A 25099-nucleotide genomic window follows, 5' to 3' on the forward strand; every position below is an offset into this window, starting at 1 on the left:
GAAAGCATCAAAAAATAGCGGCAGGAGCCGGTAGAGGGAGACCAGGCAGGTAACGGGCTCTGATTTGTTGCAATCGTCCTTGATGATAAAGCCGAAGCCAGGCAGCATCCAGCTGCCTGGTTTGTTCTTCGGAGATACTGACCCGGCTAAAACCGAAATACACCGGGTTTTCGTAAATGATCAGGAGTTGCTGGTAAGGTTTGTCGGTCATCAGTCCGCTTTGTTGCCAGTAAAACAGCGTGCTTTGATCTTCCAGGACTGCATCTACTCGGCCAGAATCCAGCAGCCCTAACTTATCTTCGTGGCTGCGGATCTCTACCAAAGTAGGCCCAAACCCATCTTGGTCTATCAGTCGGTGAAACTCTTCACCGTAGTAAGCGCCGTTTAACACGGCGATTACGAGCTCCTCAGGCCAAGCAGCCAACTCTGTAAGGTGTTCAATGGCAGGTAACTCCTCCGGGTTTCCCAGTAACACAACGCGCTCAATATGATGGGGTCCAATAAAAATAAAGTTCTGCTTTCTTTCCTCAGAGAATGAAAGGTGACTGATCAAATCCAATTGCCCTTGTGCAGTTAACTGCAATGAGCGGCGCCAGGGGGATTGCAAAATACTTAATTCACAACCGGCTTCGCTGGCCAGTGCTTGAATAAGATCAATGGATAAACCCTGCCAGCCGGTCTGAGTCGGCTCCAGGTGGGGAGGAAAGTAACTGTCTGCACCCATTCGAAGTTGGCAGCTGTGCGCCTGCAGTGACAAGCACCACAGCATCAGGCTCAAAGTGAAGATGTTACGCATGCACAATAGACCTCCAACAAGTGGCAGCTGTCATATTTAAAGATAAGTCGCAATGCCTTTAAATACAATTTCTGACTATACTAATAACATCGCTGGCCACAGAGTGACATCGATGCGACTACTGCTTGGATTGACCGTATTATTCTTAAGTGTACCCGCTGATGCTGAACGTACCCTGACGATTTTGGTAGGAATGGATAAGCCACCTTATATCCAGTTACAAGACAGTACCGGTTTTGAACTGGAGTTGTTACGAGAGGTTAGTAAACGCATGGGTTTTGATGCAGTCTTTTTGCATGTGCCCAATGCCCGTATTCGTTACTTGCTGGAACAAGGTCATGGTGATGTCGCTACTTTGCAGCGTTACGCTGAGCAGCCGACTGAATTATTTTACAGCCTTCCCTATGTGCGCTATCAAAATGCAGTGATTTCTTTGCGTGAAAAAGAGTTGGTGATTCAACACCCGCAGGATATGCAACGGTTGAATGTGGTGGCTTTTCAAAGTGCCAAAACTGTGTTGGGAGATGAGTTTGGCGATATGGCGCATAGCTCCAGCCGCTATCAGGAAACGACCAATCAGAAAACGCAGGTCGATTTGTTACTTGCAGGGCGTATTGACGCTGCTGTGATGGATATCAATATCTTCCATTACTTTCGGCGTGTGAGTGACGATTCTCAGCCTATTCAACTGCATACGCTATTTCCACCCAGCGACTATAGAGCCGCTTTTCGTGAGCAAACTTTGCAGCAAGATTTTGATAAGGCATTGCAGCAGTTGTTTGCACAGCCAGACTATCATCGTATGCAGTTGGAATTTTTTGGCTCAGTGAACCAGTACCAGCTGCTTGCCCCCAATCATCCTTAACTCTGCTTTTTCTATACCAGCCCCTGACGTTGTTGGCTTTTTCCAGTATGATACCAGCCATGACAGGTTCACTTTAATTTTGCAGGCTATATGACTGGTGAGGGGAGTTTGTGCAGCATTCCGGTTCCGTGTTTGAATTGATTCGTCGTCGTCCTGTTTTATCTGCTTTGTACTGGATAAAGCAGGCCTGGCAGCTGTTTACTATGGCTCCCTGGCTTTGGATCCAATTACTCTCTTTTATGTTGCTGCTAAATTTGCTGGGTTCGATGAATCCTGTCTTATTTATAGTGACATTGTTTTTAAATCCCTTTATCACGGCAGGGCTTTATAGTGCCATTGTTGCTGTGCAACGGGGAAAGACTGCCAGTTTTAGCTGGTTGTTTCGGCCCTTGCAGCAGGCGCAGTTTCGGCCGCTGTTTTTACAACTGGCGGCACTCAATTTACTCTTGGCTATCCCCCTTAGTTTATTGGGCGAACATGTCATGCAGCAGTTGGCCGCCGAGCAGTTGGTATTTAGCCAGGTATTGTTGTTTGTTTTTTGCACGGCCATGATCTGGATGATGTTCAGTTATGCGGTCGCTATTTTGTATTTTTTACCGGACAAGCGACTGCTTCCTGCGTTAATGGCAAGTTTGGTTGCGTGCTGGCGCAACCTGATACCACTGCTGTTGTTTGGAGCTATCGGACTGGCGCTTTGCCTGGCAACTGTACCGACTATGCTGCTTGGTATGTTCCTGGTGCTGCCGCTACTTAGTATTGCATTTTTTATTTCGTTTCAGGACATCTTTAACGTTGATCCGGGCAGCGCTGATCCAACGGATCAAAATGGCAACCAGGATTCAGGTGTTTTGGAAGTCTGAGCCATGCGCTTAAGTGAGTTGAAAAAAGCAGCTTTACAGCTGCTGGCGCGACGTGAGTTCAGTGCGCAGCAGTTGCAACAGCGTTTACAGGCTAAGACAGAAGATGACCAGCTGGTTCAGCAGGTGATATCATGGTGCCAGGCTGAAAATTATCAAAGTGATGCCCGCTTTGTCGATATGTTGTTGCGTTCGCGGATTGGCAAAGGCTATGGGCCTCTGTATATCCAGCAGGAGTGCAGGCGTCATGGCATTGCCGTTGCTTTGTTGCAGCAGCAACTGGCTCAAATCGAGCCTGATTGGTCGGCTCTGGCGCAGCGCATTTACTTGAAAAAATATGGCGACACCGCCATTACCAGTGTCAATGAGCGTGCAAAGCGGCTGCGTTATCTGCAGCAACGGGGTTTTTACCCGGAAGACTGCAGCGCTGTACTCACATACAACCGAAGTTAGGAAACCATCATGAGCATGACATCGTCCGCAATCCGGACTGCTTTTCTGGATTACTTTGCCAGCAAAGGACACCACATTGTTCCGAGCGCTTCCCTGATCCCCGGCAATGATGCCACCTTACTGTTTACCAACGCTGGCATGGTACCCTTTAAGGATGTCTTTCTGGGCCAGGATCCACGCTCATACAGCCGGGCAACCTCATCGCAGCGTTGTGTGCGAGCAGGCGGTAAGCACAACGATTTGGAAAATGTCGGTTATACCGCCCGTCACCATACTTTTTTTGAGATGCTGGGTAACTTCAGCTTTGGTGATTATTTCAAGCAAGAAGCAATTGCCTACGCCTGGGAGTTTTTAACCAAAGAATTGGCGCTGCCGGCGGACAAGCTGTTGGTCACTGTCTACGCCAGCGATGACGAAGCCTTTGATATCTGGACCAAGCAGATTGGCCTGCCGGCAGAAAAAGTAATTCGCATTGGTGACAATAAAGGCGAACCATACGCATCTGATAACTTCTGGGCCATGGGGGATACCGGCCCATGCGGCCCTTGTACCGAAGTGTTTTACGATCATGGTGAACAGATCTGGGGTGGGCCTCCAGGCAGCCCGGAAGAGGATGGCGATCGCTTTATTGAAATCTGGAACATCGTCTTTATGCAGTTTAACCGCCATGCGGATGGCCGGATGGAACCCTTGCCGAAGCCCAGCGTGGATACCGGCATGGGGCTGGAGCGGATTGCTGCCATTATGCAAGGCGTACACAGCAATTACGAAATCGATATGTTTCAGGCTTTGATTGCTGCTGCCGCTGAGGTCACCGGCACCAATGATTTAAGCAATAAATCATTGCGGGTAATTGCCGATCATATTCGCAGCTGTGCATTTTTGATGGTAGACGGCGTGCAGCCATCCAATGAAGGTCGCGGTTATGTGTTGCGCCGTATTATTCGCCGGGCTGTTCGGCATGGCCATCAACTGGGCGCAGAGGGGGCTTTTTTCCATAAGCTGGTGCCGGCACTGGTTGCTCAGATGGGAGAGGCTTATCCGGAACTTGCAGCCAAGCAAGCGGTGATTGAGAAGTTACTGCGGATTGAAGAAGAACAGTTTGGTAAAACCTTGCAGCGCGGTCTGACCATGCTGCAGGAGGCGTTGCAGCAACTGGATACGAAGGTATTGCCTGGTGACCTGGTGTTTAAATTGTACGACACCTATGGTTTTCCGGTCGACTTAACCAACGATGTGGCGCGCGAACAAGGGTATACCGTCGATCAGGCTGGCTTTGATGCGGAAATGGCCCAGCAGCGGCAGCGTGCCCAGCAAGCCAGTCAGTTTGGTATGGATTACAATGCCCAACTTAGTAGTAAACAAGTTACTGACTTTACCGGCTATCAGCAGGATCATGGTAACGCCAAAGTGCTGGAAATTCTTCGTGATGGCCAGGCTTGCCAGCAGTTGGATGATGGTGAGGAAGCGCTGATTATTCTGGATCAAACACCATTTTATGCCGAGTCCGGCGGCCAGATAGGGGATACCGGCAACTTAACCCTGGCCGATGGCAGTGTGTTTAGTGTGACCGATACCATTAAACTGGCGAAAGCGCACGCCCATAAAGGGAAGCTGAAAGGGCAACTGGCGGTTGGGGCAACGGTACAAGCTCAGATTGATGACGCGCGTCGTCAGGCCATTCGGCAGAATCACTCGGCAACTCACCTGGTGCATGCGGCCTTGCGTTCGGTGCTGGGAGACCATGTTACGCAAAAAGGCTCCTTGGTTGGCCCGGATCGTTTTCGTTTTGACTTTTCTCACTACGAAGCCATCAGCGCTGCTCAGTTGCAAGCCGTGGAAGTGTTGGTGAATCAACACATTCAGGCCAATCATCCGGTGCAGACCGAGCTGATGAGTCTGGAAGCGGCGAAAGCTGCTGGTGCTATGGCACTGTTTGGCGAAAAATACGATGACGATGTCAGGGTGCTGACCATGAGCCCATTCTCCGTTGAGTTGTGTGGCGGTACCCATGTGCAAAAAACCGGTGATATTGGTTTGTTTAAAATTGTCTCGGAGGGGGGTATTGCAGCCGGTGTGCGTCGTATTGAAGCGGTCACTGGTATGCAGGCGTTATCCTGGCTTCATCAGTTGGAGCAGCAGGCACAAGGTGTGGCCAGTGCTGTGAAAGGCGATCTCTTTTCGATTGCAGAGCGTGTGCAGCAAAGCCTGGAGCGTAGCCGCCAACTGGAGAAAGACATCGAACAACTGAAACAAAAGCTAGCCAGTCATGCCGGGGCTTCATTGCTGGATCAGGTGCAGCTGATCGCTGGCAACAAAGTACTGATTACCGAGCTACCCCAGGTGGAAGCAAAAGCCTTGCGTACCATGCTGGATGAGCTAAAAAACAAGCTGGGTTCAGGGGTCCTGCTGCTGGCGACGGTTAATGATGGCAAAATCAGTCTGATTGCTGGCGTAACTCAGGATTTGACAACCAAGGTGCATGCCGGAAAGTTGGTGGGCTGGGCTGCTGAACAACTCGGAGGCAAAGGCGGGGGCCGGCCAGATATGGCGCAAGCTGGTGGCTCCGATACCGCCGCCTTACCAAAGGTACTGCAGCAGGCCGTTGGCTATCTGGAGCAGCAATTAACCGTCTAGCGGATTGATCCAAAGCTGCCGGCCGCTACTATGTAAATAGAAAGAGGTTGGCAGTATGTTTTTTTCATCACTGCTGTATCATCTTTGCTACACTGATTTGAGATGGCTAAACCGTTCAGTCTGATGTTGTTGAAATTGCATTGGGAAAACGGATTGGTTGCTTTTCTTTCAGTTGATAGCTGAGTTATGATAGAGCACTTTTTCAGGATGCCAGTATCTGAGCTGGACCGAAAACAAGGAAATAGGAGCAAACGAATGCTTATTCTTACACGACGGGTTGGTGAAACGCTGATGATTGGTGATGAAGTCACCGTTACAGTTTTGGGTGTCAAAGGAAATCAGGTACGTATTGGCGTGAATGCACCAAAAGAAGTATCCGTTCACCGTGAAGAGATCTACATGCGGATCCAGGCTGAAAAGTCGCCTGAAGACGAAGGCAACGCTTAAGGTGGTGCCCGGCGGTATTGCTGGCTGCGATGCTTAATTGCCAGTAAAAACCGCAGATTGCTTAAAAGGTCGGCAAACAAACTGACCTGGCAGAAAAATTGTTTGACTTATTTTCCTGAGACTTTAATATACACGCCGCAACACAGCGCGGAGAAATGGCCGAGTGGCTGAAGGCGCACCCCTGCTAAGGGTGTATAGGGGAAACTCTATCGAGGGTTCGAATCCCTCTTTCTCCGCCATTTAAATTGAATTGGACGCGTAGCTCAGCTGGATAGAGTACTCGGCTACGAACCGAGCGGTCGGAGGTTCGAATCCTCCCGCGTCCGCCATTCAATTTAGACTGTGTGCAGTAACAAAGATTTTAGGACGCGTAGCTCAGCTGGATAGAGTACTCGGCTACGAACCGAGCGGTCGGAGGTTCGAATCCTCCCGCGTCCGCCATATACGAAGAAACCCGCTAAGGTGTAAGCCGAAGCGGGTTTTGTCGTTTTAGCCCTATGCTCCATCAGCGGGAGGGTGAGAAGCTCCGCAGGTTCGACTGATTTGCCAGGAGCAAATCAGGACAGCTTCAGCTGGCCCGAAGGGCTGGCGGCAGGACGCCGCCAGCAATCCTCCCGCGTCCGCCATATACGAAGAAACCCGCTAAGGTGCAAGCCAAGGCGGGTTTTGTCGTTTTAGCCATGCGCGTCTTATTTGCATCCTTACTAGCTGCATGCTATTAGATCTTTTCTAAGCAAAGGATCCCAAGGCTATGGCAAGCAAGCACTATCATCTTACCGCGCAAGGCGAGCTGGAACAGCCAGATGTTGAAGGCGAGTTGGTGCTCTGCCGTTACTGTGATCTGCTACAGCATTTGCCTGAGCTACAGCCGGGCGAAGAAGCACATTGCAGTCAGTGTGGTCATCTGCTGGATAGCCGTCACCCCCAACCTGTTATCAGACCGGTACTGTTTGCCAGTAGTGCCTTGTTTATGCTGGTGCTGGCCAATTTATTTCCATTTATTAGCATGCACGCTGCAGGTAGTCAGCAGCAGATGAGCTTTCTGGATACTTCCTCGGTGCTGTTTGCTGTGCATCATCCGGCATTGGCGGTGCTGGTTTGGTTGTTTATTCAGGCCATTCCGGCTTTTTGTATGACAGCGGTGATTTATCTGAAGCTGGGGATGATATGGCCCTTACCTGCCCGGATGTGGGTGGCCAGGGTGCTCTTTATGCTCAAACCCTGGAGCATGGTGGATATTTTTCTGATTGGCTTGCTGGTGAGCTTTGTTAAATTAGCCAGTCATGGCGATTTAGCACTAGGGCTTAGTTTCTGGGCATTCTGTTTATTCTGCCTGTTGCATTTGCGTACTTTTCAGGTGATTGATCGCCGCGAAATGTGGTCGCGTATTTCTCCTAACCCCAAGCCGATGCTTCAAGCTCAGCCTGGATGCACTGGTTTTAGCCAGCACCTTAAAGTTTGTGCCTGTTGTACGGCTTTGGTTCCTTTCAACCTGTCGCATTGCAGTCGCTGTGGTGACAGGGTGCATCGTCGCATTCCTGCCAGTATTCAGAAAACCCTGGCGCTTACTACCACGGCTGCCATTTTGTATTTGCCAGCCAATATTTATCCCATTATGGTAACGGTATCCATGGGCCAGGAAACGCAGTCCACGATCTTAAGTGGTATTCGTTTACTGTGGCAGGATGGCGCTTACCCGGTTGCAGTGATTATTGCTCTGGCCAGTGTGGTGATTCCTGTGTTGAAAATTCTGGTGCTCTACGGGTTATGCTATCTTGTGATGCAACCACAAAGCTACCGGCAACGGTTATCTACCTGGGTGTTTCGTTGGGTAGATTGGATAGGCCGCTGGTCGATGGTGGATGTGCTGGTAGTGGCTATTTTAGCGGCTTTGGTTCGCTTTGATTTATTAATGAGCGTGTACCCGGGGCCTGCTGCGGTAACCTTTGCTGCCGTGGTCATTATTACCATGCTGGCAGCCCTGAGTTTTGACCCCCGTTTACTGTGGGATAGCCCGACAGGGCAAGCGCCAGCAACTACTGAACAGCCAAACTCAATGACGGAGCATACTTCGTGACAACACAGGCACAACGTGAGGCCAGCATTCAGCCGATACGGCAATGGTCCCCTATTTGGATAGTACCTCTGGCAGCTATAGGCATTGGCATTTGGATGCTGTATTACAGTTATCAAAATCAGGGGCCTGTAGTGACGTTGATTGCGCCGCATGCAGAAGGTATTGTTGCAGGTAAAACGCCGGTAAAAAGCCGCAGCGTTGATGTCGGGCAGGTGGTGTCGGTGGCCTTAACCGCGGATTTGAAACAAGTCGAAATGAAAGTCCGGATGCGGCCGGATACAGCCCCTTTGCTCAATGCTGAAACTCAGTTTTGGGTAGTGCGGCCTCAAGTCAGCCGCTCTGGTATCACCGGGCTTACTACCTTGTTATCCGGAGCCTATATTGAGCTGCAACCCGGCGATTCTGATCGCATTGTCCTGCATCACAATTTATTGGAAACACCGCCTGTAGCTTCTGCAGAGGCCGCTGGCATTCGTATTCGACTACGAAGTGAAGACACCGGAGTGTTATCGGTAGGTGATCCGGTTTTGTATCGTGGTTATGAGGTGGGCACCGTCGAGCACAGTTCGTTTGATATGCACGACAGGCACATGCTGTATCAGCTGTTTATCCGGGCACCCTATGATTCGCTGGTTACTGAAAATGTTCGCTTTTGGCAAGCCAGTGGTGTCAGCTTTGAGTTGACACCGGATGGCGTCCGGGTGGACGTTGCGTCCATTGCCAGTCTGATCAGTGGTGGCGTCAGCTTTGATGTCCTTGAGGGATGGCCGGCCGGAGAGCCGGTACCTTCTGAGACCGAATTTGCCTTGTTTCCGAATAAAAACAGCATGCATGATGGGATGTACAGTCAGTATGTTGAGTATCTGTTGTTTTTTGAAGAGTCTGTCCGGGGGTTAAAAGCTGGCGCACCGGTAGAGTACCGTGGAGTCCGGGTTGGGACTGTGGTTAGTGTGCCATTTTTCTTTTCCATGGCGCACCCGCTGGAAACCTCCTTTGATCAGGGAATACCTGTGTTGATCCGCATTGAAACAGGGCGCTTGTACGAAAACATCAGTACCGAACAGGTAAAGCAGCAATTAGCCCGTGGGGCAGAGCAAGGGTTAAGAGCCATCCTGAAAACCAGTAGCCTGTTGACCGGTGGCTTGTACATTGATTTGGATATGATGGATGAACCGGACATCAGTTGGCAAGCAATGGATTATGCTGGTTATGCCGTATTACCTACGGCGCGGGGAGGCCTTAGTAACATTGAACAGAAAGTGTTGATGGCGCTGGAGAAGATGATTCAGTTGCCGGTTGAACCCTTGCTGGAAGAGGGGACCCGTACCCTGGCCCAGGCCACGACAGCCATGGCTGAAATGCAGCAGGTGATGCTGCAACTGGAAGCTTACCTGGCGCAACCTGCGATGCAGCAGGTGCCAGAGCAATTAAACCACAGCCTGCAGCAATTGGAGCAACTGCTGCAGTCTTTTGGGCCAGAGTCTCAGACGCATCAGCGGCTAAACAGTAATTTACAGCAATTCGAGCAGTTGCAGCGGGATTTGCAGCCCTTGCTGCATACCTTAAACCAGCGCAGCAATGCCCTTATTTTTCAGGCCACGCCTGAAGCTGATCCCGAACCAAGGAGAGCCCGGCCATGAGAACCGTGTTGTACGGTGGATGTTTATTGTTGCTAATGGCGTGCTCACAGCACGCGGTACACACACAGTATTACCAGTTTCCTTATCCTGAGACGTTGCCTGAGCATTCAGCCCCCCAGTCATCCAGTGGGCGTACTCTGGTGTTGCAAAGTATCCAACTGGCTCCTTTTCTGCAGCAAAGGGGCATTGCCTTTCAACACAGTGCGACCGAGCTTACCGTCGCCAGGCAGCATCTGTGGGCGGATGATCTCGCCACGCAACTGAGTCGTCATCTGGCGTTGAACCTGGATGCATCAGGCAGTGGTTGGCAGCTGCAACCGCAAACCGACAAAACCGCTATGCAATTGCATATCCGGTTAGATCGGATGGTGGGTACCGCCGATGGCTATGCGCTGTTAAGTGGGGAGTACCGCTTATCCGGGCCGCAGCATAGTGCACGGCAACCTTTTCTAATTCGCCAACCCTTGGCTAACGACGGTTATCCTGCCCTGGTTGAGGCAATGGCAGTGGGCTGGCAGCAGTTGAGTCAGGATATAGCCGGCCTGCTGACAACAATGGCTGAGGCAGAATGAATAAAAATACCAAAAAGTAGCTTACTTTTGCAGCAGAAGTCTTTAGAATTGTTTTGGATGTCTGGACGTAAAAGTGTTTATATGGTTGTGGATTCATGGTATCTATAGCAGTTATCACAAGGCTGAATTGTCGGTTCGAACCAGAATCCGCATAATGCTGCTGCAGGCAACAATTTTTTACAGATGAACAGGTTGTGCTCTGTGCTTCGCATAAGCGCAAACCATACTGGCTAAGGGGGAAATCATGGAAGTCAGCACTATGCTGCAGCAGGCAGCGGAACTTATGGCCATTGGGATGGCAACCGTCTTTGTGTTCCTGACCCTGCTGGTGGTGATTATTCAGCTAATGAGTTTCAGTGTACGACGATTCTTCCCAACGAAAAAAAGCACAGCGACAACCGTGGAGGTGGTGGCATCCGATACGATCTCTCCCCGACTGGTGGCCGCCATTACCGCAGCAATTCATCAACATCGGCAGCAACAACATTAAAAGAGGACTGTTATGAGTAAGCCATTGTTATTAACCGAGCTGGTACTCAGAGATGCCCATCAATCCCTGTTGGCAACCCGGATGCGTCTGGAAGACATGCTGCCTATTGCTGAAAAACTGGACAAGGTCGGCTACTGGTCGATGGAGTCCTGGGGAGGAGCTACTTTCGATGCCTGCATTCGTTATCTGGGGGAAGACCCCTGGCACCGGATCCGGGCACTAAAAAAAGCCATGCCCAATACCAAGCAGCAGATGTTGCTGCGCGGCCAGAATTTGCTGGGCTACCGGCATTATGCCGATGATGTGGTCGAAGCCTTTGTCGATCGTGCGGTCGAGAACGGGGTGGATGTGTTCCGCATTTTCGATGCCATGAACGATATCCGTAACTTGCAAACCGCCATTCAGGCTGCAGTGAAAGCCAATGCCCATGCTCAGGGGACGATGTCTTATACTGTCAGTCCGGTGCATACCATCGATATGTGGGTGGATATGGCGATCCAGCTCGAGGATATGGGCTGTCACTCCATTTGTATTAAAGATATGGCGGGTTTGCTGAAGCCTTATGTAGCCGATGAGCTGATTACCCGCATCAAAGAAGCGGTGAAAATCCCGCTGGCGATGCAATGCCACGCTACCACAGGGCTCAGTACGGCCACCTACCAGAAAGCCATCGATGCCGGCATTGATATGCTGGATACTGCGATTTCCTCGATGAGTATGACCTATGGTCATAGCGCGACAGAAACCATGGTCGCCATTACCGAAGGCACCGAGCGCGATACTGGTCTGGATTTGGTGTTACTGGCTGAAATTGCCGCTTATTTCCGTGAAGTGCGGAAGAAATACGCTAAATTTGAAGGTTCCTTAAAAGGCGTTGATGCCCGTATTTTGCTGGCCCAGGTGCCAGGTGGGATGCTGACCAATATGGAAAGCCAGCTCAAAGAGCAGGATGCACTGGATAAACTGGATACCGTACTGAAAGAAATTCCGAAAGTCCGTGAGGATTTAGGTTTTATTCCGTTGGTTACCCCAACCTCACAGATTGTCGGCACTCAGGCGGTGCTCAATGTGCTGACCGGCGAGCGCTACAAAACCATCACCAAAGAAACCGCCGGTGTGTTAAAAGGCGAATACGGTGCTACCCCTGCCGAAGTGGATGCGGAGCTGCAGAAACGGGTACTGGACGGCAGCGATGCCATCACCTGCCGCCCTGCCGATTTGCTGGAACCGGAGATGGAGCGGTTAAGCAAAGAGCTGCAGGAAATCGCTAAAAAAGAAAGCATCAGCCTGGCCGACGCTCAGGTAGATGATGTGCTGACCTATGCTTTGTTCCCGCAAGTGGGTTTGAAATTCTTAAAAAACCGCAATAACCCGGCCGCCTTTGAGCCCGTCCCGGAAGTGCCGTCTGACACCGGCAGCACTACAAGCCCAGCGGTAACGGTAACCGGTGGCGTTGCCGCCTACAGCGTACGGGTCGATGGCAAGGTGTATGAAGTGGAGGTAGCGCCTAGCGGAGAGCTCAGCAGCATCAAGCCGGTGGTGGAAGAAAACATTCCAGGCCGCGCTTCTGTGACCGGTAGCGGCACCTTAACGGCACCTTTGGCTGGCAACATCTGGAAGGTGGTGACCAAAGAGGGTGCTCAGGTGAAGAAGGGCGATGTGGTGATCATTATGGAAGCGATGAAAATGGAGACCGAAGTGCGTGCGGCGGTGGATGGTACCATTCAACAAATCCATGTCAGCGCTGGCGATGCTGTGACCAACGGCGATGTTTTAATCACCTACGCCTGAAGGATGTTTTGATGGATGCTTTTCAAACCTTATTGCAGTCGACCGGCGTATTGAATTTCACCGCTGGTCAAGTGGTGATGCTGTTGGTTGGCATTGGCTTGTTGTACCTGGCTATTGCCAAAAACTTTGAACCCTTGCTGTTGTTACCCATTGGTTTTGGTGCCATTTTGACCAATATTCCGCTGGCTGGTATGGGGGAAGTGGGCGGCTTGCTGCATATGTTCTACGAAGTTGGGGTGGGAACAGGCTTATTCCCACTACTGATTTTCCTTGGTGTCGGTGCTATGACCGATTTTGGTGCACTGATTGCTTACCCTCGGATGCTATTTTTAGGTGCCGCGGCGCAGTTTGGTATTTTCGCTACTTTATTGGGGGCCATTGCACTGAACTGGATCCCGGGTATGAGTTTTACCTTTAAAGAAGCGGCTGCGATTGCCATCATTGGCGGGGCCGATGGCCCAACCGCCATCTTCCTGGCATCGCAATTGGCACCAGAGTTGCTGGGGGCCATTGCGGTGGCTGCATACTCATACATGGCTCTGGTGCCTTTAATTCAGCCGCCTATTATGAAAGCGCTGACCAGTCAGAAAGAGCGCGAAATTCAGATGACGCAGCTGCGTACTGTCAGCAAGAAAGAAAAAATCTTGTTTCCGCTCATTTTGTTGATGCTGACTATCTTGTTTTTACCAACGGCAGCACCGCTGATCGGGATGCTGTGTTTAGGCAACCTGATGCGTGAAGCCGGGGTGGTGGATCGACTGAGCAAGACTGCGCAAAACGAGCTGATTAATATCGTGACCATTTTCCTTGGTTTGGCAGTGGGTTCGCGGTTAAGTGCCGAACATTTTCTGACCACCCAAACATTGGGGATCCTGGTGCTTGGCATGGTAGCTTTTGCCATTGGCACCGGCTCCGGGGTGATTATGGCAAAAATCATGAATAAGTTGTCGAAGCAGCCGATCAACCCCCTGGTAGGCGCTGCCGGTGTATCAGCGGTGCCGATGGCAGCCAGGGTAGTGAACAAAGTAGGTTTGCAAGCCAACCCCCACAACTTCCTGTTGATGCATGCAATGGGGCCGAATGTGGCTGGTGTGATTGGCTCGGCAGTAGCCGCAGGTATCCTGTTGGCCTTGGTGGGGTAGCGGCTGCCGATTCATAAAGCTCCCCGGTATAATCGGCACAGGAAACAGCTGTGCCATCCGCTGTTTCTGGGTATACTGCAGCCAGATTAAGTGTTTTTTACTGGTGGGGAAACCGTGGTCGTTGAGCACAACAGCTCTGAACAAGCCATACCATTTACTGTCGTTTCTGACGTTGGTGCAGGCAGTTACGGTACCTGCTATAAAGCTTATGATGCAACGCAGCAACGAGTGGTGGCGCTTAAAGTATTGCAGTGCAATGCTGCGTCTTGTGCCGAGCTGCTTGAAGCTGCGGCCGCTGTTGCTGCTCTGAAGCATCCAGGCATTGCCTCTGTTGATGCAATGGGCAGTGCAGAGAGCCAGTCTTATATTGCTACCGAGTGGGTTGAAGGTAAAAACCTGGCCGCCTATCTGGCAGAAAATCGCTATGATTTGATTGAGCGGCTGGCTATTGCAAAGCAAATCGCCAGTGCGATGAGCTATGCGCACCAGGCGGGGGTGTTGCATCGGGCATTAAAGCCATCCAATGTGCTGCTTACGGCTGATAACCAGGTTCGGTTGGTTGATTTTGGTATGGGCAGCCGCGAGCTGAGCGTACTGCGAGCCGTGCTGACTGACCAGCCGCTGGAAGCCAATGCCGGGCTGGATGTAACTCAGACTACCGCGTTACAGAATAGCGTCGGCTGGTTGGCTCCAGAACTGTTGCAGGGCGAAGCTGCTTCCGTGGCATCCGATGTCTTCAGCTTTGGGGTGTTGCTGTATGAGCTGTGTTACCAGCAGCATCCTTTTGCTGCTAATGATGCCATTGCTACTGCAGCCGCTGTGACGGAAGGGATGACTCGACCCGCCCCAGCATGGGCGCAGACGCAGGTGCCTGCCCCGGTGCAGCGATTGATTCGTCAATGTTTGTCGGTAAGCCCAGAGCTGCGGCCGGATTCTATGCAGCTGCTTGTCGAACAACTTGAGCGCAGCATACGGAAGTTGAATAAGCCACAACCCCATCGAGTACTCTGGTACCAGCAGCCTATGGTGCTTGGGCTTGTTTTTTGTGCACTGATACCACTACTTTGGTTTGGTTATGGGAGCCTGAATAAGCAAACACTGTTAGCCGAAGGCAAGGTGCTCGCTGTGATGCCATTTCACGTCGTGTCGGATGACCCAGAGCTTACGTTATTGGGGCGAGGGTTGGGGTTTAGTCTGAGTTATGATCTTGCTGCATTGCAGCAAAACCATGGTGCCAAATGGGTTGTCCCACCGGTTGAGCTAAGGCGGTATCAGGACTTGACTGTAGTACAGTTGCACCAGTATTTTGGTGCTGAGCGTATTCTGCTTGGCAGCATGCAATGGGCGGAACCTTCTCAACAGCTTGCATTGGAGTTAGCGTTGCTGGATGCTAAGGATGGGCAGCGGATACGGACGAAAGAATTGGCGTTATCTGCTACCGATTGGGCGAGCAATAGCATCCGTCTTCGTCAGGCGGCATCGGATTTGCTAGGCACCAAAACCGCTGCTTCAGCCACAACACTGGCAACTGAGATAGTTCAAGAGGAAGAGGTTTATCGCCGCTACTTGCTTGGCCTTGGCTATATGTACCGCGATAATTCTGCTCCAAGCTTACTGGCCGGAATCGAAGCCCTGGAACAGGCTATTGCCTTACAACCAGATTTTCCTGCCGCGGAAGTGGCACTGATTCGGGCCTCGCTTTGGGTCGCTCCGCGTGATACCTTGCACCGGTTGGAGCGGGTTCAACATACACTGAATAGTTTGCAGCTGCGTTATCCAACAGATCCCCATTTGCCTGTTTTATTTGGCCAACTGGCTGTCCAGCAGTCGGATTTTGATGAGGCGATCACAATGTTTCACCAAGTGTTGCAAAGAGAGCCAAATCAAACAGAGGCTTACTTTGGCCTGGCAGATACTTATCGAAGGCAAGGCCGCTTGGAACTTGCGGAGCAGGCTTTTTTGAATGCTTTAGAACAGCATCACAGCTGGTTTGTACTGAACTATCTTGCCACCTTTTATTTACAGACCAGCCAGTTGGACAAAGCAGAACAGGCTTATCGTAAGTTATCGGAGTGGGCCCCAGAGAATGCCTCAGTATGGGGGATGTTAGGGGCTATCCAATTCAATCGTGCTCAGTACAGCGAAGCCCATTATGCTTTCCTTCAAGCATTAAAGCTTTCACCCGTTGCCAGCAATTATTCCAATGTAGCAACGGCTTTATTTTATCAATATAAATATGAAGAAGCGGTGCAGGCTTTTCAGCAAGCGGTTGAATTAGACCCCACAAACTACTTGCTTTGGGCTAACCTGGCGGATAGTTATCGGCATAGCCAACAGCAATCGCTGGCTGAACAAGCCTACCAACAAGCGATAAAGCTATTGCGTGAGCGGTTGGAGTTGGCACCAAATAATACCTTGCTTCAACTAAGGTTGGCGGTATACCTGGCAAAAGTCGGAGACTGTGAGAGATCGGAACAGATTATGCTGGGGTTGCCTGATCTGCCTGATAGCAGACAGTTTGTGCTGGCGGCGCAACAGGCTGTAGTTTGTGGTAATAATGAAAGAGCAAAGCGCTGGTTGCAGCAAGCGCTGGACTCAGGCTATCCATTGGTATCGTTGTTGAATGAGCCTGAGTTCAGTGAGTTGGGATTGAAATGAAAAGTGGTCAGTTGGTTAGCTATCTACATCACCATCATTGATGATAATTTCCGGATCCAACTGGAACAGCTGTTGCTTACCATCTTTCAGCTCTGCAACCAGATACAGTGCGTAGGCGTTGTACATAGGAACCTTAACGGTAGTGCTATCTTGTGCCACCCGTTTTTCTGCCCGGTACAAATGCTCGGCACAGCTCTTGGCCCCGAATGAATAGCGCGTGGAGCGCTCCGGCTCAAACGGGTTGTTAAAATACAAGCCCCAGTCCAGTAGTTTTAAACCACTTTTATTGGCCAGTTCAAAGGTAATAGCTTCGCCTTTATCAGCGTAAATCTCTTGCTCATGAGGGGCGATGTGAATTTGTAAGGTTGAGGTAAAAGTAAAATGTTGAGTTGCCATCATGCTTCCTTGTGTCATGCAATAGCGGAATAAATTGCTTCAGTAACCATAAAGCAACCATATACTAGCATGGTTTGATGCATTAACAAGTTTTGCAAGGGGGTAAGCGCTAAATCCTACGCTAAGTGCCTGCAGCAGTTAAGGCACTGCAGCCAGCAACTGCTGTTGTTGGCTCTGCAGCTCTGCCAGTACTTCGCTGGCTTTGGCAATAAAGCTGGTTTTATCAGCACCAGTTAAAGCCTGAGCCTGGGGGAGTTGTACTGTTCTTGGATTGCGGTGCACGCCATTGACCACAAACTCGTAGTGCAGATGCGGGCCAGTAACCCGGCCGGTAGCACCCAGCCGGCCAATCACCTGGCCCTGCCGGACCCGATCGCCCACCTTGACCTGACGGCGGGACAGATGCAGGTACTTGGTAATGATGTTGTTGCCGTGTTGGATAAACACATAGTTGCCGTTCAGATTGTTGTAGGTAGAAGCCGTTACCCGGCCATCACCGGTGGCCATAATAGGGGTGCCAACCGGAGCAACATAATCAATGCCATTATGCGGCGCTACCCGACCGGTGACCGGGTGCTGTCGGCGGGGATTGAAGTTGGAGCTGATGCGGGTAAACTCGACCGGCGCACGCAAAAAAGCCTGCCGCATGCTGGTGCCATCGGGTTTGTAATAGTGGCCATCGCTGTGGCGTACCGCCTGAATCACCCGGCCCTGATTGCTGAATTGAGCGGCAAGAATAGCACCATGTCCAATAAACTCATCCTCGCTGTAGTTGCGCTCAAACAAAACGGTAAAGCTGTCACCAGCCCGTATATCCAGTGCAAAGTCGATATCCCAGCCAAAGATACTGGCCAGCGCCATGATTTGGTTGTTGCTAAGGCCGGCACTCAGGCCAGCATGCCAAAAGCTGGATTGAATGGTGGCAGCGGCGTATTCGGTGCGTGCTTCAACAGTACGGCGCTGTTGTTCAGCTTGAAACCGTCCTTCGTGATTACGATAGACCAGCAGCGATTCCAGCCGGTTGATGGCATAACGCAGCTCTTGCAGCTGGCCCGTTTCATCTAAGCCAAACTCCAGTGTTTCACCGGGAAATAAGCGGGTCAGGGTACGGGTGCTATCGCCCAGTGCCAGAATGGCCAGCATGGTTTGCTGGCTGACATTGGCGCGGCGAAACAAGTTGGATAGGGCATCGCCACTTTGCACGGTTATGCTATGCCATGCCAGCTCAGGCTCAGGCAATGTTTCAGGCACCGGCTCTAAGAGTGGAGGCACATCGGTTGCTGCTGACAGACTGGTATCCAAGGGTAACAATTCAGGGATATAAAGCTCGTTAAGTTCTGCGACCTCGCTACTGCTTTGTTTTGAACCTGTTGTCTCTGTTGGTAGCAGGATCACCAGTACAGACAGCAGGATCAAACCCACAATGAACAGGCGATGAGCGAGTGGAAGACGTGACACCAATGTTTGCATAGATAAGGATCTGATTACTGCTTAAATTAGCAGCATAACGCTTTTTTTTCACTGTTGCCAGTATTGTGCAATTTCCAATGCCAGCCGCATCAGTTAAAATAACCGATCCTGACAACGATGATTACTTTTTTGGAGAACACCATGACCAACTGGGAGCAGGCGTTTGCTGAGTTAAAACGCGGCTGCGAAGAGATTTTGCTGGAAGACGAGCTGATTGCCAAGCTAAAGCAAGGCAAGCCATTGAAAATTAAAGCAGGTTTTGATCCTACAGCGCCAGATTTGCATCTGGGCCATACCGTGCTGATTAACAAGCTGCGCACCTTCCAGCAGTATGGTCATGAAGTGATTTTCCTGATCGGTGATTTTACCGGCATGATAGGTGATCCCAGCGGCAAAAATGTCACCCGCAAGCCACTGAGCCGGGAAGATGTGCTGACCAACGCCGAAACTTACAAAGAGCAGGTGTTTAAAATTCTGGACCCGGCCAAAACCCGTATCGCTTTTAACTCTGAATGGATGGGGGAGTTAGGTGCCGCTGGTTTAATCCGGCTGGCCTCACAGCAAACAGTGGCCCGGATGCTGGAGCGCGATGACTTTAAAAAGCGCTTTGCCAACAATCAGTCGATTGCGATCCATGAGTTTCTGTACCCGCTGGTACAAGGCTGGGATTCGGTGGCGCTGGAAGCCGATGTCGAGATGGGCGGTACCGATCAGCGCTTTAACCTGCTGATGGGCCGTGAGCTGCAAAAAGAAGCCGGGCAGCGGCCACAAACCGTGATGATGGTGCCGCTGCTGGAAGGTCTGGATGGCGTGCAGAAGATGTCGAAATCGCTGGGCAACTACGTTGGCATCACCGATGCACCCAACGAGATGTTTGGCAAAATCATGTCGGTTTCTGATGAGTTGATGTGGCGTTATTTCGAGCTGCTAAGCTTCCGGCCACTGAGCGACATTGAAGCACTAAAGCAGCGCATTGCCGATGGTGGCAACCCGCGCGATGTGAAAGTTGAGCTGGCGAAAGAAATCATTGCCCGTTTCCACGATGCAGCTGCCGCTGATGCCGCAGAGCAGGACTTTATTCAGCGTTTTTCCAAAAATGCCCTGCCGGATGATATTCCAGAGCTGCAGCTAAGCTGTGAGGGCGACGCCATGCCCATAGCCAATCTGCTGAAAGAAGCTGGCCTGGTGGCCAGTACGTCTGAGGCTATACGGATGATCAAGCAGGGTGCAGTGAAGCGCAACGGCGATGAAAAAATCGACGACAGCAAGCTGGAAATCACCAAAGGCAGCGACGCCATCTATCAGGTAGGTAAGCGCAAGTTTGCTCGGATCACCTTGGTGTAATGAGTCAGGGTGCTTTCGGCACCCTTACCTTTTTTCTGCTGTTTCAATCATCCTGATGCCGTTTAAGCTCGGCTGGCATTGATTTAATATGCAAATCGCGCTGTGGGTAAGGAATGGTGATGTTATGTTCCTTAAATGCCCGCCAAATGGCTAAATTCACTTCCGACTTGACGCCACCGGTGCCGTTTTCCGGATCGGAAATCCAGGCGCGCAGCTGCAGCTCAATGCCACTGTCGGCAAACTCCATCAAGCGCACCGAAGGGGCTGGCTCGGTCAAAATTCGGGATGAAGCTTTGGCGCACTCCAGCATCAGTGCCATCGCTTGCTCTGGATCATCGTCGTAACTGATTTGCACCGGGATCACCACCCGCACATTGCGATCGGCATAGCTCCAGTTGATCACTTCCGAGGTAATCAGGTTTTCATTCGGGATCAGCGTATCGACCCCTTCACGGTTTCGCACCACCACATAGCGGGAATTCAGCGCCTCGACCCAGCCAAATTTATCCCCCACGGTAATAACATCACCGGGTTTAATAGAACGATCCAGTACCAGAATAAAGCCGCTGATAAAATTCGAGGCAATCCGTTGTAAGCCAAAACCAAGGCCAACACCAAGCGCACCACCAAAGATAGCCAGTGAGCTTAGGTTTATCCCGACGGCATTGAGTGCGATGAGAAAAGCCAGTGTCAGCAAAATAAACTTACTGAACTTGTTAAAGCCAACCCGCATGCTGGGTGAAATATAGGCTGAGCGTTGCAATTGACGGCTTATGAGTTCAGACAGCCAAATGGCTATCGTAAAAGCCAGTGCGACCAGCATTAACAGCTTTAACACGGATAAGACTGAAATGCGGTTTTCACCCAGGTTAAGCGCCATGCTGTCCAAAAAGCCCAGCACTGTTGGCAGCCAGCCCAGTAGGTGCAGGACTACACCCAACCAGATCAATACCGACAGGGCGCTTTCAGAAGACTTCAGCAGTGGATTAATAGTAAAGGCTTTGCGCAGTAAATAGATGCTAAAACGGATCAGCGCCAGCGCCCAGAGAATGGGCACGGCAACGCCCAGCAGCTGCAAGGGCAGCTCGTACCAATCCAACACCGCTTTGGCTGGCAGTACCACCGCAAGCGCAGTTAACGGCCAGAGCAGGCGCTGCAAACTGCGTACTGCAATATGGCGAAAACCCCGCTGGTTAGCCGATGCCTGACTTTCCAGCAGTGTCTGGATACGCCGGTTGAACAAAGAGGCAGCCACCGCTGCCAGCGCCAGCACCACCACTTGCCACCAGGTAGCTGGGCTTACCAGGCTTTCAAGATGCGGTTGCAACCAGGTGAGGGTAGATTCCAGCATAGGTTTCCTTTGAACATTGTTAATTTAGCAACCAGAACACCACTGGTAAGGTTAGAAAACTAAGCAGCACACCAAAGCCGACCAGGGCACTGACCAGACGGGGTGCCAACCCGGCCATAATGGCGATGGCGCCGGCAGAAATCATCGGTGGCATCGCAGCCATAAACACCACCGTTTGCCGCAAACTAACATCAACGGAGCTGCTACTGGCTATAGCATAAGCCATCAGGGGCATCAGAACCAGTGTCACCAGCAAACCGAAGCCAAGCGGCTTTAGTTCACTGGCTTGCAGACGAAAGCGCAGGCTAAAGCCAACCGCGATCATCACCACTGGCACCAGGGTGGCTGCAACATTGTTGAGTAATTGACTTGCCAGAGCCGGATAGCTGCTGTTGCGTAGCATCAGTGCCAGCAGCAAGGCCAAGAGAGGCGGTGAGCTGAGTACTTTGCGTGCAATAGCTTTCATACTTGCTGATTGTTGCTGTTGGCCGTACAGACTGGCCAGAATGGTGGAGTAGGTAGCCAGGGCAATAAAAGAGCCGAGCTGATCGTAAATAATGGCGACCGGCATGCGATCACTGCCCCAAAAGGCCTCCACCATCGGAAAGCCAAGAAAAGAGGTATTGCCAAGCGGCAACACGATCAACAGGGCGACCTTGGTATCCCGGCTCCAGCTCAGCCAATGTCCCACCAGCAATGTCAAGCCTGCCACCAGCACTAGCAACAACCAGGGCGTTAATACCGGCAGCCAGAGCTGGGCGGAAAACTGCAGTTCGGGGATTTTCAACAACACCAGTGCAGGCAAAGCGACATTCAGCACATAAGCATTCAGGGCTCGCGCGCTGTCAGCCGGCATGGCAGGCACCAGTCGCAGCAGCAGGCCGATGGCCAGATAACCGAGGATCAGGGCGTAGTTGTCCAGTGGCAACACAGGCATCTGCAGGCCAGCTCCTTAGTGCAGGGAAAAGAGTTATTCTAGCGGGGAACTGGCCGGAGCTCCATCCGCCTTTAGGCGAATAAAGGCTTCTTTTTGTTGTTTGCTCAATTGCTTAAATTGATATTCCGCTTTGCTGGCACTGCTGCGACACGGGTAGGGCTCCTGGTACAACAACTGCAATGGCCGTCGGCCCCGTAAGGCTTTGGCACCCCCGCTGATCTCACCATTGTGCTGGCGCAGACGGCGTGCAGGATCAGTGCTGATGCCAGTATAAATATGATCGTTGTTGGTTCGAAGCAGATAAAGAAACCAGGCCATCTCATGCTTTGGAAATAATTGGGTTAGAGCCACTTGCTCTAACCCTTAAGATACTTAAAGCAGCGCGAACAAAAGCGCTGCTCACCAATTAAAACGCGGTGGTTTGTGTTTGATTGTCAAACAGAATCCTTCTTGATAACGCGCGTAGCCCACTATTCAAGCCTCTGCTGCTAACAGACTGAGACTCCATTGGGTTCCAGTACTCATAGGCTAACTCTTCATAGATATTGATCCGAAGCCCAATTTGCACTTTAAACTCTTCGTCCGCACTAAAGCGCCAGTATTGGCGTTCTCCGACATAAAAGCGCCGACCCAGTATACCATTCTCTGTTTTAAGGAGTCGCCATTCACGTATTCTACAGGCTGCAGTATCGTCATCATCGCAGTCGAGAAACTCGAAGCTTAGCTTGCCGCTACTGATACTCCAAGATAGTTTGTGAAGACTATCTGAAAAGCTGGGTGAAAAGTTCGGAGGTATCCCATCAAATGAGGCCACGTTGAAACCGTCGGCTCCAGCATTAAATTGCCAGCCAAAGTAGTTCACACCATTTTGGCATGCGCCATCCTTGGCATCATTTCCCGTGCAAAAAGCTAACTTACCGTCCTGCCAGTTTGGAGGTGTCCATTGGTTGACTGTCGTTTGCCAGTATTTGCCAACTGGGTTAACAAAGCTTCCATCAGCAATGCTGGTTGCTTCGTCAATTTTAAAGCCGTACTCTGCTCTTGAACCGATTAATTTACCATCGGTTCCAAATGCAGAGGTAAAGACGGAGAAGTCGTTGTTGCTTTGATCCAGGATCTGCTTTTCCAGCTTGCTTCCATCCGCAAAGTTGATGGTTAACACGGTGGACTCGATAGACCACTCGAAGGTAAATTCTGTGTCTAATCCCAGCCCGCTTCCATCGGCATTAAATGTCATTCGATCGAGATAAAACCCTTTTAAGGGGCCATTGAAAAAGGGTTCGGCATAATAATTGAGTAAAGACCAGGTACCAACAACCAGTTGATTGCTAAATGGTGTAGCTGCTTCACTAATAGCTTTTCTCAAGTTTCTGGTGGTGGTTAACTCTTGTAATTCACCTACCGGATCAACCGTACCTTGAGGTGTTAGAATCGGTACCATTTGGGCTGTGGTTTTATCCCGAACTCTAAAGGTATCGATCAAAGCACCCCCTATCAGGCGTGTTAACCTTGACTCTGTCGTGGTATAAGTGACTTCTATTTGGAAAATATTACTATCCGTCAATTTGTCGATATCACTTTGAGTCAGACCCGCAAGCCCAACGCGGGGGGCTGGAAAAGCAGTAGATTTCAGTAGCTCAGTGTAGTTCACTACCACATCTCCATTCACCAGGCTCCAATTGAACGTTGCATTTTGAAAAGCGGTAGCGCGATTGCCTGTACCGTCAGAGTTAAACTGCCAGCGCTCACCACTTCTTGGAACAAAGCCAGTGGCTGCACTCATCGTTTGAAAGTAAATTGGCGATAGCGAAACGACTTCGATTGGCTCTATTAGCTCAGCATCCTCACTAATGCTTAGAATGGACTCAGCAACCAGCCCGGGGTTGTTGGTATTGACCTCTTCCAGCAGCTGATTATAACTTGCGGTATTTGCTAAAAGTTCGGAAATTGAGTTGATCCCCTCGGGTAACTCGATGTCAGGGTTTTCCGTCAGTATCTTGGCAATAGCTGCTGCTTCAATCAATGCTTGTGGATCAATTGACTTTTCAACAAACACCAGCTGCTCAAGGGCTGCTGGGATTACACCATTGTTTTCGGCAACTATCAGCGAATACAGTGCTGTTGAAACTGGAGAGACAGTTAAGGTAATAGGTTGTGGGGCTGTGTTTCCCAACGATGCGGTTTGAAGTTGAGCGACCACGACTTCTTCCAACCTGAACCCGGATACAAAGGCTTTGTAGGAGAGTCGTTCATTTTCTCCTAGGGCGGTAACTACCGCAACACTGTTGAGTAAATCATCATCTACCAGTACTTCAAGCTCAAAAGCACCGGCTTCATCAGCTTGAGAAGTATAATCAACGCCGTTAACAGATGCTGTCACCTGGCTTTCTGCAAACCCCAAACCAACGACTTTGCCTGAAATCGTGAAGGCCAGCAAATTGGGTTCAACATCGACATGAGCCGTGACCTGGCTGCTTTCATTATCATCATCAGTGGCTGTGATTCGAAAGGTCAATTGGGTCAACTCGGTGACTGCGGGCGCAGTAAAAGTAATGACCTCGGTTGTGGTACCTTCCAGCTCAACAGCAGGGCCTGCTATTTGCTCCCAGGCAATGGAACTGACGGTTCCATCATCGGTGATTGTTGCCTGTAAACTGGCCTGGAGTTTTTCTGGAATGGGGGCAAAGTCAGCAGATATTTCAGGCGCGGTGTTATTAACAATGCTAACGGTAACGGTCGCAGAACTCGTTTTACCTTTGGTGTTGGTTGCGGTGACCTGTAAAACGGCAGTTTGATCACTGTCAACGGATGGAGCGGTCAGAGTGGGATTGATCACCGAGGTACTGCTTAACTCTAAGACAGGCCCTGAGGTTTGAGTCCACTCCAAGGTGAAGCTATTCCTATCTGAAACAGAGCCGGTAATCTCGATTGAGCGCCGTTCTTTTACAGATACAGCGGATACCACATTTAAATCGGGAGCAGGATCACTTGAGCCACATCCTAATGCTAAGGTGGCGGTAATGCTGAGCAAAGCTGCTGCTTTAAGGTTAAAACAATAGTGCATGCTAGTCTCTCCTAAGTGGTCATCATTTGACCGCTAATCAATAGTAGTATGCATTAATGGAATAGCAAAAGTGTGGTGTTAAATCTTGATTGAAGCTACGTCTGATAAGACA

The 25099-nt window shown here is 50.7% G+C and carries 20 protein-coding genes, 3 tRNA genes and 1 other RNA gene; 17 read left to right on the plus strand and 7 right to left on the minus strand.

The annotated features are described in order from the left end of the window. Window positions 1–7: 7 nt before the first annotated feature. A complete protein-coding gene (locus QWF21_RS13760) occupies window positions 8–796 on the minus strand; it encodes a substrate-binding periplasmic protein (RefSeq protein ID WP_330088624.1) in 789 nt (262 codons plus the stop codon). A gap of 112 nt (window positions 797–908) precedes the next feature. Between QWF21_RS13760 and QWF21_RS13765 the strand changes: the two genes are divergently transcribed. From QWF21_RS13765 to QWF21_RS13840, 16 genes are all read left to right on the plus strand, one after another. Further along, a complete protein-coding gene (locus QWF21_RS13765) occupies window positions 909–1661 on the plus strand; it encodes a substrate-binding periplasmic protein (protein ID WP_330088625.1) in 753 nt (250 codons plus the stop codon). 110 nt (window positions 1662–1771) lie between these two features. Next, window positions 1772–2521, plus strand: coding sequence for a hypothetical protein (locus QWF21_RS13770; protein ID WP_330088626.1), 750 nt, complete (start codon window positions 1772–1774; stop codon window positions 2519–2521). Between the two features lie 3 nt (window positions 2522–2524). Continuing rightward, window positions 2525–2971, plus strand: coding sequence for a regulatory protein RecX (locus QWF21_RS13775; protein ID WP_330088627.1), 447 nt, complete (start codon window positions 2525–2527; stop codon window positions 2969–2971). 9 nt (window positions 2972–2980) lie between these two features. Further along, window positions 2981–5608 (plus strand): alanine--tRNA ligase, encoded by a 2628-nt coding sequence (alaS, locus tag QWF21_RS13780; RefSeq protein ID WP_330088628.1) that lies wholly within the window; start codon window positions 2981–2983, stop codon window positions 5606–5608. Window positions 5609–5863: 255 nt separating this feature from the next. Then, window positions 5864–6055 (plus strand): carbon storage regulator CsrA, encoded by a 192-nt coding sequence (gene csrA / locus QWF21_RS13785; RefSeq protein WP_330088629.1) that lies wholly within the window; start codon window positions 5864–5866, stop codon window positions 6053–6055. Window positions 6056–6204: 149 nt separating this feature from the next. After that, a tRNA-Ser gene (locus QWF21_RS13790) sits at window positions 6205–6294 on the plus strand. Window positions 6295–6307: 13 nt separating this feature from the next. Then, window positions 6308–6384: transfer RNA gene (locus tag QWF21_RS13795), tRNA-Arg, on the plus strand. 35 nt (window positions 6385–6419) lie between these two features. Beyond that, window positions 6420–6496 (plus strand) — tRNA-Arg (locus QWF21_RS13800). Window positions 6497–6550: 54 nt separating this feature from the next. Then, a non-coding RNA gene (locus QWF21_RS13805) (RtT sRNA) lies at window positions 6551–6681 on the plus strand. A gap of 125 nt (window positions 6682–6806) precedes the next feature. Further along, window positions 6807–8132, plus strand: coding sequence for a PqiA/YebS family transporter subunit (locus tag QWF21_RS13810; RefSeq protein ID WP_330088630.1), 1326 nt, complete (start codon window positions 6807–6809; stop codon window positions 8130–8132). Then, a complete protein-coding gene (gene pqiB, locus QWF21_RS13815) occupies window positions 8129–9772 on the plus strand; it encodes an intermembrane transport protein PqiB (RefSeq protein WP_330088631.1) in 1644 nt (547 codons plus the stop codon). The genes QWF21_RS13810 and pqiB overlap by 4 nt, the downstream gene beginning before the upstream one ends. After that, window positions 9769–10344 (plus strand): PqiC family protein, encoded by a 576-nt coding sequence (locus QWF21_RS13820; RefSeq protein WP_330088632.1) that lies wholly within the window; start codon window positions 9769–9771, stop codon window positions 10342–10344. Before pqiB ends, QWF21_RS13820 begins: the two co-directional genes overlap by 4 nt. Window positions 10345–10588: 244 nt before the next feature. Continuing rightward, entirely contained in the window at window positions 10589–10834 is a 246-nt protein-coding gene (locus QWF21_RS13825; RefSeq protein WP_330088633.1) for an OadG family protein, read from the plus strand. 12 nt (window positions 10835–10846) lie between these two features. Then, a complete protein-coding gene (gene oadA / locus QWF21_RS13830; RefSeq protein WP_330088634.1) occupies window positions 10847–12625 on the plus strand; it encodes a sodium-extruding oxaloacetate decarboxylase subunit alpha in 1779 nt (592 codons plus the stop codon). Window positions 12626–12636: 11 nt separating this feature from the next. Next, the gene (locus QWF21_RS13835) at window positions 12637–13767 is read left to right on the plus strand and encodes a sodium ion-translocating decarboxylase subunit beta (protein WP_330088635.1); all 1131 of its coding nucleotides are present in this window, start codon (window positions 12637–12639) and stop codon (window positions 13765–13767) included. 90 nt (window positions 13768–13857) lie between these two features. Continuing rightward, a complete protein-coding gene (locus QWF21_RS13840; RefSeq protein WP_330088636.1) occupies window positions 13858–16425 on the plus strand; it encodes a protein kinase domain-containing protein in 2568 nt (855 codons plus the stop codon). A gap of 15 nt (window positions 16426–16440) precedes the next feature. Here the strand turns inward: QWF21_RS13840 and QWF21_RS13845 are convergent, their stop codons facing one another. Together QWF21_RS13845 and QWF21_RS13850 are read right to left on the minus strand one after the other, a co-directional pair. Further along, complete coding sequence (locus QWF21_RS13845) at window positions 16441–16821, minus strand: hypothetical protein (RefSeq protein ID WP_330088637.1); 381 nt, start codon at window positions 16819–16821, stop codon at window positions 16441–16443. A 138-nt stretch (window positions 16822–16959) separates the two neighbouring features. Continuing rightward, the gene (locus QWF21_RS13850; RefSeq protein WP_407935297.1) at window positions 16960–18291 is read right to left on the minus strand and encodes a peptidoglycan DD-metalloendopeptidase family protein; all 1332 of its coding nucleotides are present in this window, start codon (window positions 18289–18291) and stop codon (window positions 16960–16962) included. Between the two features lie 141 nt (window positions 18292–18432). On the opposite strand from QWF21_RS13850, the gene tyrS reads away from it, so the two are divergent. Beyond that, window positions 18433–19635 carry a tyrosine--tRNA ligase gene (tyrS, locus tag QWF21_RS13855; RefSeq protein WP_330088639.1) on the plus strand — a complete coding sequence of 401 codons (1203 nt, stop codon included), beginning with the start codon at window positions 18433–18435 and terminating at the stop codon, window positions 19633–19635. Window positions 19636–19678: 43 nt separating this feature from the next. Here tyrS and QWF21_RS13860 read toward each other — a convergent pair whose 3' ends face one another. The 4 genes from QWF21_RS13860 to QWF21_RS13875 form a co-directional block, all read right to left on the minus strand. Next, window positions 19679–20986 (minus strand): mechanosensitive ion channel family protein, encoded by a 1308-nt coding sequence (locus tag QWF21_RS13860; RefSeq protein ID WP_330088640.1) that lies wholly within the window; start codon window positions 20984–20986, stop codon window positions 19679–19681. Window positions 20987–21005: 19 nt separating this feature from the next. Then, the gene (locus tag QWF21_RS13865; RefSeq protein ID WP_330088641.1) at window positions 21006–21923 is read right to left on the minus strand and encodes an AEC family transporter; all 918 of its coding nucleotides are present in this window, start codon (window positions 21921–21923) and stop codon (window positions 21006–21008) included. 33 nt (window positions 21924–21956) lie between these two features. Continuing rightward, the gene (locus QWF21_RS13870) at window positions 21957–22241 is read right to left on the minus strand and encodes a GIY-YIG nuclease family protein (protein ID WP_330088642.1); all 285 of its coding nucleotides are present in this window, start codon (window positions 22239–22241) and stop codon (window positions 21957–21959) included. An 88-nt stretch (window positions 22242–22329) separates the two neighbouring features. Next, on the minus strand, window positions 22330–24987 hold the full coding sequence (locus QWF21_RS13875; protein ID WP_330088643.1) for a lipocalin-like domain-containing protein: 2658 nt from the start codon (window positions 24985–24987) through the stop codon (window positions 22330–22332). Window positions 24988–25099: the final 112 nt, after the last annotated feature.

The organism is Alkalimonas mucilaginosa (assembly GCF_036327005.1).
GTDB classification, from domain to species: Bacteria; Pseudomonadota; Gammaproteobacteria; order Enterobacterales; family Alteromonadaceae; genus Alkalimonas; species Alkalimonas mucilaginosa.